The organism is Gilliamella bombicola (assembly GCF_900094945.1).
GTDB classification, from domain to species: Bacteria; Pseudomonadota; Gammaproteobacteria; order Enterobacterales; family Orbaceae; genus Gilliamella; species Gilliamella bombicola.
The window spans coordinates 13,329-30,058 of the sequence record NZ_FMAQ01000012.1 but is presented as its reverse complement, the minus strand read 5'-3'; the positions used below and the strand labels follow the sequence as shown (position 1 = coordinate 30,058).

The window sequence follows — 16,730 nt, the reverse complement described above, 5'->3', positions numbered from 1 at the left end:
TCCTATATTAAATTAAGTCTTGCATTTTTATTTTAGTTATAGGATAATTTTGCCCTCATTTAACTTAGGGGAGCTGTCTATTTATTAATAATTATTATTAATAGAGGCGTTTGCACCCGAGCAAAGGAAACTAAAAATGGCAAAAAAAGTACAAGCCTACATCAAGTTGCAAGTAGCAGCTGGTGCAGCAAATCCTAGTCCGCCAGTTGGTCCAGCACTTGGTCAACATGGTGTTAATATTATGGAATTCTGTAAAGCGTTTAATGCAAAAACAGAAAGCATGGAAAAAGGTTTACCGATTCCTGTTGTAATTACCGTTTATTCTGATCGTTCATTTACATTTGTTACTAAAACACCTCCAGCAGCAGTATTATTAAAGAAAGCTGCTAAAATTAAGTCTGGTTCTGGTGAACCTAACAAAAAGAAAGTAGGTAAAGTAACAAGCGCTCAAATTCGCGAAATCGCTGAATTAAAAGCTGCAGATATGAACGGTGCTACCATTGAAACGATGATGCGTTCTATTGAAGGAACAGCGCGTTCAATGGGCTTGGAAGTGGAGGGTTAATTCATGGCTAAATTATCTAAGAAAGCTAAACTTATCCGCGAAAAAGTAAATGCAACTAAGCAATACGAAATTAATGAAGCTATCGCTTTATTAAAAGAACTTGCAACCGCTAAATTTACCGAAAGTGTTGATGTTGCCGTTAATTTAGGTATTGATTCACGTAAATCAGACCAAAATGTTCGGGGCGCAATCGTGCTTCCACACGGTACTGGACGTAGCGTACGTGTTGCCGTATTTACTCAAGGAGCAAATGCAGAAGCCGCTAAAGAAGCTGGCGCTGAATTAGTGGGTATGGACGATCTTGCTGATCAAATCAAAAAAGGTGAAATGGATTTTGATGTTGTTATTGCATCACCTGACGCTATGCGTGTTGTTGGTCAATTAGGTCAAATTTTAGGACCACGTGGTTTAATGCCAAACCCTAAAGTTGGAACTGTTACCCCTAACGTTGCTGAAGCTGTAAAAAATGCTAAAGCTGGTCAAGTTCGTTACCGTAATGATAAAAATGGTATTATCCATACTACTATCGGTAAAGCTGATTTTGATGCAGATAAGCTTAAAGAAAATTTAGAAGCATTACTTGTTGCCCTAAAACGTGCAAAACCAGCATCTTCTAAAGGTGTCTTTGTTAAGAAAGTAAGTCTTTCAACTACAATGGGCGCTGGTGTTGCAATTGATCAAGCAACATTAAATGCAACTGTTTAATTATTTTATAGTTAAACAAAAAAATCGGTTGGTGTCTGGCCTTAACCAGACCCCGTCCAAGACCGTAGGTGTAGTTGAAATTTGACTGCTTAATTTTCCTACGTAGACGGTGACAGAACCTGATAAGATATAATAGAAGGATTCTGCTCATCGTGATTGTGCTAGCTACATTTGTAGCTAGTGAAAATTAGTCTAGGCTTTTGCCTAGTGTAATCCAGGAGCAATACCAATGGCACTAAATCTTCAAAATAAACAAGAAATTGTTGCTGAAGTTAATGAAATCGCCAAAGGTGCGCTATCTGCAGTTGTTGCTGATTCTCGTGGCGTAACTGTAGAAAAAATGACTGCATTACGTAAATCTGCTCGTGAAGCGGGTGTTTATATGCGTGTTGTTCGTAATACGCTATTACGCCGTGTTGTTGAGGGTACTCAATACGAGTGTTTAAAAGATACGTTTGTAGGTCCAACTCTAATTGCATTTTCAAATGAGCACCCAGGTGCTGCAGCACGTCTTTTTAAGGCGTTTGCGAAAGAAAATGATAAATTTGAGATTAAAGCCGCAGCCTTTGAAGGTGAGTTAATTACTGCAGCGAACATTGATCGCTTAGCAACATTACCTACTTATGAAGAAGCATTAGCTCGCTTGATGTCAACCATGAAAGAAGCCGCAGCTGGCAAATTGGTTCGTACTCTTGCAGCGGTTCGCGATCAAAAAGAAGCTGCTTAATTGGCAGTTTGATTGTGAATTTTATCAATTAAAAAAATGTAAATTTGGGAAACTATATTATGTCTATCACTAAAGAACAAATTTTAGATGCAGTTGCTGAAATGTCTGTTATGGACGTTGTTGAACTTGTATCAATGATGGAAGAAAAATTCGGTGTTTCTGCAGCGGCAGCGGTTGCAGTTGCAGCAGCAGGTCCAGCAGAAGCAGCAGAAGAAAAAACTGAATTTGATGTAATCTTAAAAGATGTTGGTGCTAATAAAGTAGCTGTTATCAAAGCAGTTCGTGGTGCAACAGGTTTAGGCTTAAAAGAAGCTAAAGATCTTGTTGAATCAGCTCCAGCAACAGTTAAAGAAGGCGTTAGCAAAGCTGATGCTGAAGAACTTAAAAAAGCGCTTGAAGAATCAGGTGCAGTTGTTGAACTTAAATAAGTTTATCGACAACGAGGCAAATGGCTGGGGGTTTTATACCTCCAGCCTTTTTGCGCTATAACAAGTTAAAGAATTTTATTTGAAGATTATCAATAAAAGTAATAAAGAAATAGTATATTTATTAAGCCTAATCAATTGATATTTATAGATATTTTCGATGAGGTGTCAGGTGTTATCAATTTAGTGGTAGTATTCCTGATGAATATTTAATCATGCTAAAATAGCAGATAAGCAAGTTGAGGAACTAATGGTTTACTCTTATACCGAGAAAAAACGAATTCGTAAGAATTTTGGTAAGCGTCCACAAGTCTTGGATATACCGTATCTTCTTTCTATTCAACTTGATTCGTTCCAGAAATTTATTGAGCAAGATCCAGAAGGACAATATGGCTTAGAAGCTGCATTCCGTTCAATATTTCCGATAAAAAGTTATAGTGGTAACGCTGAGTTACAATATGTGAGCTTTAAGATGGGCGAACCTGTGTTTGATGTTAAAGAATGTCAAATTAGAGGGATCACTTACTCAGCACCGTTGCGCGTAAAATTACGTTTAGTTATTTATGATAAAGATGCGCCAGAAGGAACAGTTAAAGATATTAAAGAGCAAGATGTCTATATGGGCGAGATTCCTTTAATGACGGATAATGGTACATTTGTGATCAATGGTACAGAGCGTGTTATTGTTTCACAATTACATCGTAGTCCTGGTGTGTTCTTTGATAGCGATAAAGGTAAAACACACTCTTCTGGTAAAGTTTTATATAATGCTCGGATTATTCCTTATCGTGGCTCTTGGCTTGATTTTGAATTTGATCCAAAAGATAATCTTTTTGCTCGTATTGACCGTCGTCGTAAACTTCCTGCAACAATCATTTTGCGTGCGTTAGGTTATGAAACAGAAGAAATTTTAGATATCTTCTTTGAGAAAACTATTTTTGAAGTTGGCAAGTCTAAATTAAAAATGGATCTTGTTCCAGAGCGTTTACGTGGTGATACAGCGCTATTTGATATTGAATCAAAAGGTAAAATTTATGCTGAAAAAGGCCGTCGTATTACTGCTCGTCACATTCGTGAATTAGAAAAAGATAAAGTTAGTAAAATTGATGTTCCAGTCGAATATATTGTTAATAAAGTTCTTGCTAAAAATTATGTTAATGAAGACACTGGTGAAGTAATTGCTTTTGCTAATACACCGATCTCATTAGAGCTATTACTTCAATTAACCAATGCTGGATATAAAAAAATAGAAACCTTATTCACTAATGATTTAGATCATGGTGCATTTATTTCTGAAACATTAAATGTTGATTCGACTCGTGACCGATTAGGTGCATTAGTTGAAATTTATCGTATGATGCGTCCGGGCGAGCCACCAACGAAAGAAGCAGCTGAAGGGTTATTTGATAATTTATTCTTCTCTGACGAACGTTACGATTTATCGGCTGTTGGTCGTATGAAATTTAACCGTTCTTTAGGGCGTGATGATATTGAAGGCGAAAGCGTTTTAACGAAAGATGATATCGTTGATGTAATGAAGAAATTGATCGCTATTCGTAACGGTCACGGTGAAGTCGATGATATCGATCATTTAGGTAATCGCCGTATTCGTAGTGTTGGCGAAATGGCAGAAAACCAATTCCGTATTGGTTTAGTTCGTGTTGAGCGAGCAGTGAAAGAGCGCTTATCTTTAGGTGATCTTGATTCACTAATGCCACAAGATATGATTAATGCTAAACCAATTTCAGCAGCGATTCGTGAATTTTTTGGCTCAAGCCAGCTATCTCAATTTATGGACCAAAACAATCCATTATCTGAAATTACGCATAAACGTCGTATTTCAGCATTAGGTCCAGGTGGTTTAACGCGTGAACGAGCGGGGTTTGAAGTACGTGACGTACATCCAACGCATTACGGTCGTGTATGTCCAATTGAAACGCCTGAAGGTCCAAACATTGGTTTAATTAACTCATTAGCGGTTTATGCTCGTACCAATGAGTATGGATTTTTGGAAACACCATATCGTCGAGTAATTGATGGTATTGTAACTGACGAAATTAATTATTTATCAGCAATTGATGAAAGTGAATTTGTGATTGCTCAGGCAAACTCAAACCTTGATGAAGATGGTCGTTTTAAAGAAGACTTAGTGACTTGTCGCTTAAACGGTGAGTCAGGCTTATATAGCCCAGAGCAAGTTCATTATATGGACGTATCAACCCAACAAATCGTATCAGTTGGTGCATCATTAATTCCATTCCTTGAACATGATGATGCGAACCGTGCCTTAATGGGTGCGAACATGCAACGTCAGGCAGTACCAACGTTGAAAGCGGAAAAACCGTTTGTTGGAACCGGGATGGAGCGTGCTGTTGCGGTTGACTCAGGTGTAACAGCCGTTGCTCGCCGTGGTGGTACAGTTCAATATGTTGATGCATCACGTATAGTGGTTAATGTTAACGCTGATGAAATATATGCCGGTGAAACAGGTATTGATATTTATAACTTAACTAAATATACCCGTTCTAACCAAAACACATGTATCAATCAAATTCCATGTGTAGAATTAGGCGAAAAAGTTGAACGTGGCGATGTGCTTGCCGATGGTCCATCAACAGACTTAGGTGAGTTAGCATTAGGTCAAAACATGCGAGTGGCTTTCATGCCATGGAATGGTTATAACTTTGAGGATTCTATTTTAGTTTCTGAAAAAGTGGTACAAGATGACCGTTTTACATCAATTCATATTCAAGAATTATCTTGTATTTCTCGTGATACAAAGTTAGGCGCAGAAGAGATTACCGCTGATATTCCAAATGTGGGTGAAGCTGCACTATCTAAACTTGATGAATCAGGTATCGTTTATATCGGTGCTGAAGTCCAAGGTGGCGATATTTTGGTCGGTAAAGTGACACCTAAAGGTGAAACACAATTAACGCCAGAAGAAAAATTACTGCGTGCAATTTTTGGTGAAAAAGCCTCTGATGTTAAAGATACTTCATTGCGCGTGCCTAATGGTGTTTCAGGTACAGTTATTGATGTTCAAGTGTTTACTCGTGATGGTGTACAAAAAGATAAACGTGCGCTTGAAATCGAAGAGATGCAACTTAAACAGGCAAGAAAAGATTTAACTGAAGAACTTAAAATCTTAGAGGCTGCATTATTTGCTCGTATTCGTGATGTACTAATTTCAGGTGGAATCAGCGCTGATAAATTAGATGCTTTACCACGTGAAAAATGGTTAACAATCGGTATTGCAAATGAAGATAAACAAGCTCAATTAGAACAACTTGCTGAACAGCACGAAGAGATCAAAGCTGAGTTTAATAAAAAACTTGAAGCTAAACGCATGAAGATCACACAAGGTGATGATTTACAACCAGGTGTGCTCAAAATAGTGAAAGTTTACTTAGCGGTTAAACGTCAAATTCAGCCTGGTGATAAGATGGCTGGTCGTCATGGTAACAAAGGGGTTATCTCTAAAATTAACCCAATTGAAGATATGCCATATGATGATAAAGGTCGTCCGGTCGATATCGTATTAAATCCACTAGGTGTTCCATCTCGTATGAATATTGGACAGATCCTAGAAACTCACTTGGGTATGGCTGCTAAAGGTATTGGTCAGAAGATTGATGCTATGTTAAAAGAACAGCAAGAGTTAGCTAAATTACGTGAGTTTATTCAAAAAGCGTATGATCTTGGCTTAGGGGCTGCACAAAAAGTTAATGTAGCAGAATTTACTGATCAAGAAGTCATGAATTTAGCACAAAACTTGCGTAATGGTATGCCACTAGCAACACCTGTGTTTGATGGTGCCAAAGAGCAAGAAATTAAAGCCTTACTAGAGCTGGGTGATTTGCCGACTTCTGGTCAAATTACGTTGTATGACGGTCGTACAGGTGAACAATTTGAACGTCCAGTTACTGTAGGTTATATGTACATGCTTAAATTGAATCACTTAGTTGATGACAAAATGCATGCCCGCTCTACTGGTTCATACAGTCTGGTTACTCAACAACCATTGGGTGGTAAAGCTCAATTTGGTGGTCAACGTTTTGGTGAGATGGAAGTATGGGCACTTGAAGCATATGGTGCAGCTTATACTTTACAAGAAATGTTAACCGTTAAATCAGATGACGTAAACGGCCGTACTAAGATGTATAAAAATATTGTAGATGGTGATCATCGTATGGAGCCTGCGATCCCAGAATCATTTAATGTACTATTAAAAGAGATCCGTTCGCTAGGCATTAATATTGAGTTAGATGAAGAGTAATTTTTGCTAACTTAAATGATTTCTATTTATAGGGATAACTTATTAGCAATAATAAGTTATCTAATTGGTTTAACTCCATAGGAGTCAATTGTGAAAGACTTACTAAAGTTTCTAAAAGCACAAACAAAAACAGAAGATTTTGATGCTATCAAGATAGGGCTTGCTTCTCCTGATATGATTCGTTCATGGTCTTTTGGTGAAGTTAAAAAACCTGAAACAATCAATTATCGTACGTTCAAACCTGAGCGTGACGGATTGTTTTGTGCGCGTATTTTTGGACCAGTAAAAGATTATGAATGTTTATGTGGAAAATATAAACGTTTAAAACACCGAGGTGTGATTTGTGAAAAATGTGGAGTTGAAGTAACTCAAGCTAAAGTACGTCGTGAACGTATGGGGCACATTGAACTTGCATCACCAACTGCCCATATCTGGTTTTTAAAATCATTACCATCTCGTATCGGTTTATTACTTGATATGCCACTTCGTGATATTGAACGAGTGCTTTATTTTGAATCATTTATGGTTCTTGATGGTGGTATGACTAATCTTGAGCGTGGTCAGATTTTAACTGAAGAACAATATTTAGATGCGTTAGAAGAGTTTGGTGACGAATTTGATGCTCGCATGGGGGCAGAAGCTATCCAAGAGTTATTACGTAATATTGATGTGCAAGCGGAATGTGAAGCACTACGTGATGAACTATCAACCACTAATTCTGAAACTAAGCGTAAAAAACTGACCAAACGAATAAAGATTATTGAAGCATTTATTCAATCAGAAAACAAACCTGAATGGATGATTCTAAACGTATTACCTGTGTTGCCACCAGATTTACGCCCATTAGTGCCACTTGATGGCGGACGTTTTGCAACATCAGATCTCAATGATCTTTATCGTCGAGTTATTAACCGTAATAACCGTTTAAAACGTTTATTGGACTTGGCTGCGCCGGATATCATTGTACGTAATGAAAAACGTATGTTACAAGAATCGGTCGATGCATTATTAGATAATGGTCGTCGTGGTCGTGCAATTACAGGTTCAAACAAACGTCCATTGAAGTCACTTGCTGATATGATTAAAGGTAAGCAAGGTCGTTTCCGTCAAAACTTATTAGGTAAACGTGTTGACTATTCTGGTCGTTCTGTAATTACTGTAGGTCCATACTTACATTTGCATCAGTGTGGTTTACCGAAGAAGATGGCCCTTGAATTATTCAAACCATTTATTTACGGTAAATTAGAACGTCGCGGTTATGCAACAACCATTAAAGCAGCGAAGAAAATGGTTGAGCGTGAAGATGCAATTGTATGGGATATCTTAGATGAAGTTATTCGTGAACATCCAGTATTACTAAACCGTGCACCAACATTACATAGATTAGGTATTCAAGCATTTGAGCCGATTCTAATTGAAGGTAAAGCAATTCAATTACATCCATTAGTTTGTGCGGCATTTAATGCTGACTTCGATGGTGACCAAATGGCGGTTCACGTTCCATTAACGTTAGAAGCACAATTAGAAGCACGTGCGTTAATGATGTCAACTAACAATATTCTTTCACCGGCAAGTGGTGAGCCTATAATCGTTCCTTCACAGGACGTGGTTTTAGGTCTTTACTATATGACTCGTGATAAAGTCAATGCCAAAGGTGAAGGCATGATATTAACCGGTCCTAAAGAAGCTGAAAAGCTATATCGTTTAGGTCTAGTTGAATTACATGCTAAGGTTAAAGTCCGTATTACTGAAAGCCAACGTAATAGTGTAGGTGAGTGGGAAGATACTACCTCGGTGGTTGATACAACAGTTGGTCGTGCAATTTTATGGTTAATTATGCCAAAAGGGATGAGCTTCTCTGTTATCAATCAGCCTTTGGGTAAAAAAGCGATCTCTAAAATTTTAAATATCTGCTATCGCCAGTTAGGCATGAAAGATACAGTTATTTTAGCTGACCAAATCATGTACACTGGATTTGCTTATGCGGCGCGTTCAGGTGTATCAGTTGGTATTGATGATATGGAAATTCCAGCGAAGAAATCACAAATCATCAACGAAGCTGAAATCGAAGTTGCTGAAATTCAAGAGCAATTCCAATCTGGTTTAGTAACTGCAGGTGAACGTTATAACAAAGTTATCGATATTTGGGCTGCTGCGAATGAACGCGTTGCTAAAGCGATGATGGATAACTTATCAACTGAAAAAGTAATTAACCGTGAAGGTGAAGAAGAGGTTCAATCTTCTTTCAATAGTATTTACATGATGGCCGACTCTGGTGCGCGTGGTTCTGCAGCACAGATTCGTCAGCTTGCTGGTATGCGTGGTTTGATGGCAAAACCAGATGGTTCGATTATCGAAACGCCTATCACTGCAAACTTCCGTGAAGGGTTAAACGTACTTCAGTACTTTATCTCTACGCATGGTGCGCGTAAAGGTCTTGCTGATACCGCATTAAAAACCGCGAACTCAGGTTACTTAACGCGACGTTTAGTTGATGTGGCACAAGATTTAGTGGTCATTGAAGATGACTGTGGCACCTTAGAAGGCGTGGTAATGACACCTGTTATTGAAGGCGGTGATGTTAAAGAGCCACTTCGTGAACGAGTATTAGGTCGAGTTACGGCTGAAGATGTATTAAAACCAGGTAGTGCGGATATCTTAATCCCACGTAACACATTACTTGATGAAAGTAAATGTGACTTACTTGAAGCTGAATCTGTTGATAGCGTTAAAGTGCGCTCAGTTGTTTCGTGTGATACTGATTTTGGTGTGTGTGCAAAATGTTATGGTCGTGACTTAGCACGTGGTCACTTGGTCAATAAAGGTGAAGCAATCGGTGTTATTGCGGCGCAATCAATCGGTGAGCCAGGTACACAGTTAACCATGCGTACGTTCCATATTGGTGGTGCGGCATCGCGAGCAGCTGCAGAATCAAGTGTTCAAGTTAAAAACAAAGGTAGTATTAAATTAACTAATGCTAAATTTGTAACTAACCCAGATAAGAAACTAGTAATTACTTCGCGTAATGCTGAATTAACCATTATTGATGACTTAGGTCGAATGAAAGAAACCTATAAAGTGCCTTATGGTTCGATTTTAAGTAAAGGTAATGGTGTTGCGGTTGATGCGGGTGAAACAGTGGCTAACTGGGATCCACATACTATGCCAGTTATCTCTGAAACTAGAGGTTTTGTCCGTTTTGTGGATATGGTTGATGGTCAAACAATTACGCGTCAAACCGATGAATTAACAGGTTTATCATCTATTGCTATACTAGATGTAGCAGAACGTACTGGTGTTGGTAAAGATTTACGTCCAGCCATCAAAATTGTTGATGCTAAAGGTGATGATATCTATCTTGCTGGTACAGAAATGCTTGCGCAATACTTTTTACCTGGTAAAGCATTAGTACAGTTGGAAGATGGTGCTGAAATCAATATTGGTGATACACTTGCTCGTATTCCACAAGCATCTGTAGGTACTAAAGATATCACCGGTGGTTTACCGCGTGTTGCTGACTTATTTGAAGCACGTAAACCAAAAGAACCAGCTATCTTGGCTGAAATTGATGGTATCATTTCATTCGGTAAAGAAACAAAAGGTAAACGTCGCTTAATTATCACGCCATTAGATGGTAGTGAACCATATGAAGAGATGATTCCAAAATGGCGTCAACTTAACGTATTTGAAGGCGAACAAGTTGGCCGTGGTGATGTGATTTCTGATGGTCCTGAATCTGCGCATGATATTTTACGTCTACGTGGCGTTAATGCGGTAACACGTTATATTGTTAACGAAGTTCAAGAAGTTTATCGTCTACAAGGTGTAAAAATTAATGATAAACACATTGAAGTTATCGTACGCCAAATGTTACGTAAAGCAACGGTTATTCATCCAGGTGGCTCTCGTTTACTTGAAGGTGAACAACTTGAAGTTTCACGCTTGAAGATTATCAACCGTGAACTTGAAGCGCAAAATAAAGAACCAATTGTTTACTTACACGATTTACTTGGTATTACTAAAGCATCACTAACAACTGAATCATTTATTTCTGCCGCTTCGTTCCAAGAAACGACTCGCGTTTTAACCGAAGCTGCGGTGGCGGGTAAAAATGACGAATTACGTGGCTTAAAAGAAAACGTAATTGTTGGTCGATTAATTCCAGCAGGTACGGGGTATGCTTACCATAAAGAACGTTTACGTAAACGCGCAATGCCATCAACTGATGAGATTCAAACAACAATTTCAGCAGAAGAAGCAACCGCTAATTTAGCTGAATTGTTAAACTCTGCTGAAGAGAATCAATAGTCTCATTCGGTTTAATTTACAAATAGCACGCCATGCGTGCTATTTTTTTATGTCATGTTATAAAACTATAAAAGGAGATTGGTATGTACATTGTAATGAACCGTTTTAAAATTAAACGGGGTAGCGAAGATACATTTATTGAAATATGGCGAAATCGTGATAGCCATCTGAAAGAAATGAAAGGGTTTAACCGTTTTTACTTTTTACAAGGAAAAACAGAAGAAAATTATACACTATTTTCTTCATTTACTGAGTGGCAATCTAAAGCTGATTTTGAAGCTTGGGTTAATTCTGAACACTTTAAGCATACCCACCGTAATACGAATAACCGACCAAATAACAGTGATATTTATTTAGAGTCGGCACAATTAGAATGTTTTGACGTTATATTATAATAAATTCAGATATCAAGTTTGACATAAATGCAAAAAAGCTAATTTAGCTATTTATCATTTATTCAGTCAGTCCAACTAAGTTTTGTGAGCAATAATAAATTGATTTGGACGCCGATATGACAATAACAAAGGTGCCTAAAATCTAGCAGTAAATGTCGGATTTATTATATAAATAGTTGATTTTATTTTAAAATGCTAAAGTAAAAACTCCAATAAAATCAATGCCTTTTCTGACTGATTTCTAGCTAATAAAATATAGCCAAGCACAAGTGTGTAAAGGTTTTTATATTTCTTGACAGGAACATTCCCCTTTTCTTAAACTGTTCGTAAAATAAACAACAATTTCAGGCGTACGGATGAAAATCAAATCGTTATTAATCATTGTAGTGTTAGTTGTTATTGGGGCGTTTATCTATTTTACAAGTTACAATGGCATCCAAACAAAGGACGAAAAGGTAGTGGCCGCATGGTCTGAAGTACTCAATCAATACAAGCGTAGAGCTGATTTAGTCCCTAATTTAGTTAATACCGTAAAAGGTTACACCACACACGAAAAAGAAGTTTTAATCCAAGTAACTGAAGCTAGAGCAAAAGTCGGATCGATTCAGATTAATGCTGATCAGCTAACTAACCCAGCTACATTCTCAAAATTCCAACAAGCACAATCAGAATTGAGTTCAGCATTAAGTCGCTTAATCGCAGTAAGTGAAAACTATCCAGAACTGAAAGCCAACACCCTTTATCAAGATTTAATGAGTCAGCTTGAAGGTACTGAAAATCGCATTACTGTTGCGCGCGGGCGATATATCGAAGCGGTACAAACATTTAATATCTATATCCGTAAGTTACCGACTAAATGGATTGCTGATAGCTTAGGAAAACAACCAAAACAGCAATTTACGGTAGATGATGAAAAGCAAATGTCTAATCCTCCCGCAGTGAATTTTGGATAATTATTATCGTGAAAAAATATTTTCTATGTAGCATATTGTTCATAATTAGTTGGCTCAGTTATGGGCTAACTGATATTCCCGCATTCAAACATCGAGTGATTGACACGACTAATACATTAACATCGTCACAATTAAGCACACTTGAAGCAAATTTGAGTGATTATGAAAAATCACAGACAGACGGGAAACAAATAGCGGTTTTAATGATCGCTAAGCTTGATAATGAAACCATAGAACAATACGCAGATAGAGTCTTTATTCAATGGAAAATCGGTGAAAAAGGGCAAGATAATGGCATCTTATTACTGATAGTAAAAGATGACAAACGTATGCGCATTGAAGTTGGTTATGGACTTGAAGGAACCATTACCGATTTAGTTGCTAGCCATATTATTCGCGAACAATTAGCTCCACAGTTTCAGAAAAATAACTATTATCAAGGTATTGACAATGCATTGTTGGTACTGAAACAAAAAATTGATGATTCTAACCCAAAAGACGATGATACTCAGGACCAAAATCTCAATACTTTATTGGCGGGGGACTTTGGTTCCAAACTAATTAACTATGGACTAGTATCATTTTTTATCTGTTTTTTACTAACCAGTCTATTTATCACCAAAGTTAGTGCCAAACGAAGTTTAGGAACAGGTTTACTCAACGGACTGTCTATTGGTGGATTTACTTTATGGCAAGGTTACCCAGTACATATCGCATTACCTCTGTTATTTTTAGCTTTCGTTGTCAGCACCATGATAAGCGGCATTTTAACTGCTAGAGGTGGTCGCGGTGGCGGCAGTAACCGCCGTGGTGGTGGCGGTTTTGGTGGATCAGGTGGTGGCTTCGGTGGTGGATCTGGTGGCTTTAGCGGTGGCGGAGGAGGTCGCAGTGGAGGTGGGGGGGCATCCGGTAGTTGGTAATACAATTAATCCTATCACAACATCTAGTTAAATATTAACGACTAAAAAGTAGTCAGAAAAGATATTGATTTTATTTAAGTTTTTGTCGGTTTTTAGAGCTTTTAATTGAAGGATAAATAGATTTTCCCAGTCAATCTTAGGCTAGGCGTGCTTTTAAGTGGAAAGCTAACTTTAGCTTATTTTATGATGAAGTCATATGGTTGAAGATAATATAATGGTAGATAGACTTAGACAAACTAATTTGAATGTATTGAATTAAAGCCAAATGCCGAAGGCAAGGGTATTTACTTTATAGTTGTTGGGTTTTTATAACTAGAATTACTCAAAAATATGAACTCCTTAAAATAAATACGACTGTTATTAGTGCTGTTCGTGAAATTCCTGAAGGTTTTTTTCTTTCTAGGCAGTGTGATTTTAGATGTTGAATTTAACTATTTACGTATGCAAATTGCCTTCAGAACAATTATGGACTCGCCTAATCAAGAAAAATCCAATCATATAAAATGTATGATTATGATGAAACTGTTATAACAATAATAAAGTTACATAAATTAAAAAATATTAAAGTAATGTTCAATATTTAAATCAAATTATATTATAATCTAGCATTGACGAAAACCTTATTTAAAGGTAATATGCGCGCCTTATGTATTGTGTTCTTTTTAAGAAGGAACATAAGAGTAACTTTAAGGTAGCATGCATATTTTATGCAAAATAAATTGCCATTAACAATTGACCCAATTAAAGCAGCACAAAAAAGGCTTGATTATATTGGATATTATCCAGCTAAAAGTGTAGCTAGGGTTGAAAGTCCACAAAGTGATATTGAGTGCAGCTTATCTTTTAAGTTTGATGAGCAGCGGCTTTGTGTTATTACAATTGATGCAAAAATAACGTTAGAACTGATTTGCCAACGTTGTTTTAAACCTTTTATCACAGAAGTTCATGTGATGAATAAATTTAGTCCTGTTAAGAGCGATGCTCAAGCAGAGGCACTACCGGAACATTATGAGCCCGTTCTTATGAACGAGTTTGGCGAAGTAGATATATTAGCGTTACTTGAGGACGAAATCATTCTCTCGTTACCAATTGCGCCGGTACATGATAGTAAACACTGCGAAGTGTCAGAGGCTGATATGGTATTTGGTGACATTCCAAGTGAGAATGAAAAACCGAATCCATTTGCAATTTTAGTTAGTTTAAAGAATAAGGGGTAAATCCATGGCTGTTCAACAGAATCGTAAAACTCGTGCAAAACGTGGTATGCGTCGTTCTCATGATGCATTAACAGTTGCTAATATCTCAGTTGATGAATCAGGTAAAACACATTTACGTCATCATGTAACCGCAGATGGTTATTATCGTGGTCGTAAAGTAATTTCTAAATAATTACTCTGAAATTAGAAATTATTAGGTGACATTTTGGATAGTCTAACCATTGCGTTAGATGCTATGAGCGGGGACTTAGGTCCTCGTGTTGTTGTTCCTGCTGCAATACAAGCTCTAAATTGTTATCCAAACCTTTCTATTTTTCTGGTGGGTGATCCAACAGAAATTAGTCTTTTTTTGTCAAAAGAAAATAAAAAGCTTATTTCTCAATATCAACAAGATAGGCGTTTAATTTTGACTGAGTCAACGGCCGTTATTACTAATGATATGAAGCCTTCTTATGCGATTCGTCATAGTCAAGGATCATCAATGAGAATAGCTCTTGAACTGGTTAAAAATAACAATGTCCAAGCTTGCGTGAGTGCCGGTAATACCGGCGCACTGATGGGACTTTCTAAATTACTTTTACACTCTTTAACAGGTATTGATCGTCCTGCTTTAGTTGCTATAATTCCTGCTCTAAATAATCAAAATACAGTTGTGTTGGATTTAGGGGCGAATGCTGAATGTGATAGTGATATGCTTGTGCAATTTGCCATAATGGGGCAAATTTTAGCTAAAACGCTGCTTAAAATTGAACATCCTCGAGTTGCATTGCTTAATATTGGAGAAGAAGACATTAAAGGATTGGATAAAATACGTGCAGCTGCTTCTATTTTAAAATCGAATGATCAAATTAATTACATTGGTTATTTAGAAGGTAATGAGCTTCTGACTGGTAAGACCGATGTGTTAGTTTGTGATGGCTTTGTTGGCAATGTGACTTTAAAAACAGTAGAAGGATTAGTTAAAATTTTCATGTCGTTATTTAAGTCGTCTTTTGATCACAATTCATTATTAATGAAGCTATTAAGTAAATGGTTACAAAGAAAGGTGTCAAAAAATTTTGGTTATTTAGATCCCGGACGATATAATGGTGCTTGTTTGCTTGGACTTAAAAGTATTGTGATTAAAAGTCACGGTAGTGCCAACCAAAAATCATTTTTTGCTGCAATTGAACAAGCTATTTTTGCGATACAAACCAATATACCTGAGAAGATTGCAACGAGTCTTTCTTCCGCACTACCCAAGAGCGAATAATTAGATGTATACAAAGATATTAGGAACAGGGAGTTACCTTCCAAAACAGATAAGAACCAATGCTGATCTAGAAAAGATGGTTGATACCAGCGATGAATGGATCACAACCCGTACTGGCATTAAAGAAAGACGCATTGCCGCTCCTGATGAAACTGTAACGAGCATGGCTTATCAAGCAGCAATTAATGCTATTGAGATGGCTAATATTGATAAAAATGATATTGGTATGATTATTGTTGCGACAGCGACTTCAGTCAATGCTTTTCCAAGCTCAGCAACTGAATTACAAGCTAAATTAGCAATAGGGGATGTGATTGCATTTGATGTGTCTGCAGCTTGCTCGGGATTTGTTTATGCGTTAGATATTGCCGATAAATATGTTAAAAGCGGTGCTATTAAATATGCTTTGGTTGTTGGTTCTGATATGCTAACTCGCGGTGTAGATCCAAATGACCGAGGGACTGTTATCATTTTTGGTGATGGTGCAGGAGCGGTTGTTGTTGGTGCATCAGAAGAACCGGGTATTATTGCTTCACATCTTCATGCTGATGGTCGATATGGTGACTTATTAAAATATCCATATGTTGATCGCCGTGATATAAATGATCCAGTTTACATGACCATGCATGGCAATGAAGTGTTTAAAGTGGCGGTTAAAGAGCTTTCAAATTTGGTTGATGAACTTTTAACTGAGAATGCATTTAACAAAGCTGATTTAGATTGGTTAGTACCACATCAAGCTAATTTAAGAATTATTTCAGCAACTGCAAAACGCCTAGATATGGATATGAGTAAAGTCATTGTCACATTGGATAAGCAGGGTAATACTTCTGCTGCTTCTGTGCCTTGTGCTTTAGATACTGGTGTGCGAGATGGGCGAATTCAACGAGGTCATCTAATTTTATTAGAGGCCTTTGGTGGTGGGTTTGTTTGGGGATCTGCGCTAGTTAGATTTTAATTTATGATGTATTTTTTATGATCAAG

Annotated in this window: 13 protein-coding genes; all 13 read left to right on the top strand. The window is 37.4% G+C overall.

Going from position 1 to position 16,730, the window contains the following annotated elements; genetic code table 11:
• The first annotated feature begins 136 nt into the window (after positions 1 to 136).
• The 13 genes from rplK to GA0061081_RS08900 all read left to right on the top strand — a co-directional run bounded on the left by rplK (position 137) and on the right by GA0061081_RS08900 (position 16,704).
• The gene (gene rplK, locus GA0061081_RS08960; RefSeq protein WP_034884321.1) at positions 137 to 565 is read left to right on the top strand and encodes a 50S ribosomal protein L11; all 429 of its coding nucleotides are present in this window, start codon (positions 137 to 139) and stop codon (positions 563 to 565) included.
• A 3-nt stretch (positions 566 to 568) separates the two neighbouring features.
• A complete protein-coding gene (gene rplA / locus GA0061081_RS08955; protein ID WP_091350034.1) occupies positions 569 to 1,270 on the top strand; it encodes a 50S ribosomal protein L1 in 702 nt (233 codons plus the stop codon).
• A 229-nt stretch (positions 1,271 to 1,499) separates the two neighbouring features.
• Positions 1,500 to 1,997 carry a 50S ribosomal protein L10 gene (gene rplJ, locus GA0061081_RS08950; protein ID WP_065635705.1) on the top strand — a complete coding sequence of 166 codons (498 nt, stop codon included), beginning with the start codon at positions 1,500 to 1,502 and terminating at the stop codon, positions 1,995 to 1,997.
• Between the two features lie 59 nt (positions 1,998 to 2,056).
• On the top strand, positions 2,057 to 2,425 hold the full coding sequence (rplL, locus tag GA0061081_RS08945) for a 50S ribosomal protein L7/L12 (RefSeq protein WP_085247025.1): 369 nt from the start codon (positions 2,057 to 2,059) through the stop codon (positions 2,423 to 2,425).
• A gap of 247 nt (positions 2,426 to 2,672) precedes the next feature.
• Positions 2,673 to 6,701: a DNA-directed RNA polymerase subunit beta gene (gene rpoB, locus GA0061081_RS08940; RefSeq protein WP_091350031.1), complete on the top strand. Its 4,029-nt coding sequence runs from the start codon at positions 2,673 to 2,675 to the stop codon at positions 6,699 to 6,701.
• A gap of 90 nt (positions 6,702 to 6,791) precedes the next feature.
• Positions 6,792 to 11,009: a DNA-directed RNA polymerase subunit beta' gene (gene rpoC / locus GA0061081_RS08935; RefSeq protein WP_085247023.1), complete on the top strand. Its 4,218-nt coding sequence runs from the start codon at positions 6,792 to 6,794 to the stop codon at positions 11,007 to 11,009.
• 83 nt (positions 11,010 to 11,092) lie between these two features.
• On the top strand, positions 11,093 to 11,404 hold the full coding sequence (locus tag GA0061081_RS08930) for an antibiotic biosynthesis monooxygenase family protein (RefSeq protein WP_091350029.1): 312 nt from the start codon (positions 11,093 to 11,095) through the stop codon (positions 11,402 to 11,404).
• 356 nt (positions 11,405 to 11,760) lie between these two features.
• The gene (locus GA0061081_RS08925; protein WP_085247021.1) at positions 11,761 to 12,357 is read left to right on the top strand and encodes a LemA family protein; all 597 of its coding nucleotides are present in this window, start codon (positions 11,761 to 11,763) and stop codon (positions 12,355 to 12,357) included.
• An 8-nt stretch (positions 12,358 to 12,365) separates the two neighbouring features.
• Positions 12,366 to 13,277, top strand: coding sequence for a TPM domain-containing protein (locus GA0061081_RS08920; RefSeq protein ID WP_085247020.1), 912 nt, complete (start codon positions 12,366 to 12,368; stop codon positions 13,275 to 13,277).
• A 707-nt stretch (positions 13,278 to 13,984) separates the two neighbouring features.
• Positions 13,985 to 14,494 carry a 23S rRNA accumulation protein YceD gene (gene yceD / locus GA0061081_RS08915; protein ID WP_091350026.1) on the top strand — a complete coding sequence of 170 codons (510 nt, stop codon included), beginning with the start codon at positions 13,985 to 13,987 and terminating at the stop codon, positions 14,492 to 14,494.
• A 4-nt stretch (positions 14,495 to 14,498) separates the two neighbouring features.
• Entirely contained in the window at positions 14,499 to 14,666 is a 168-nt protein-coding gene (gene rpmF, locus GA0061081_RS08910; RefSeq protein WP_025316508.1) for a 50S ribosomal protein L32, read from the top strand.
• Between the two features lie 33 nt (positions 14,667 to 14,699).
• Complete coding sequence (gene plsX / locus GA0061081_RS08905) at positions 14,700 to 15,746, top strand: phosphate acyltransferase PlsX (protein ID WP_091350024.1); 1,047 nt, start codon at positions 14,700 to 14,702, stop codon at positions 15,744 to 15,746.
• Positions 15,747 to 15,750: 4 nt separating this feature from the next.
• The gene (locus GA0061081_RS08900; RefSeq protein ID WP_091350022.1) at positions 15,751 to 16,704 is read left to right on the top strand and encodes a beta-ketoacyl-ACP synthase III; all 954 of its coding nucleotides are present in this window, start codon (positions 15,751 to 15,753) and stop codon (positions 16,702 to 16,704) included.
• Positions 16,705 to 16,730 lie beyond the last annotated feature (26 nt).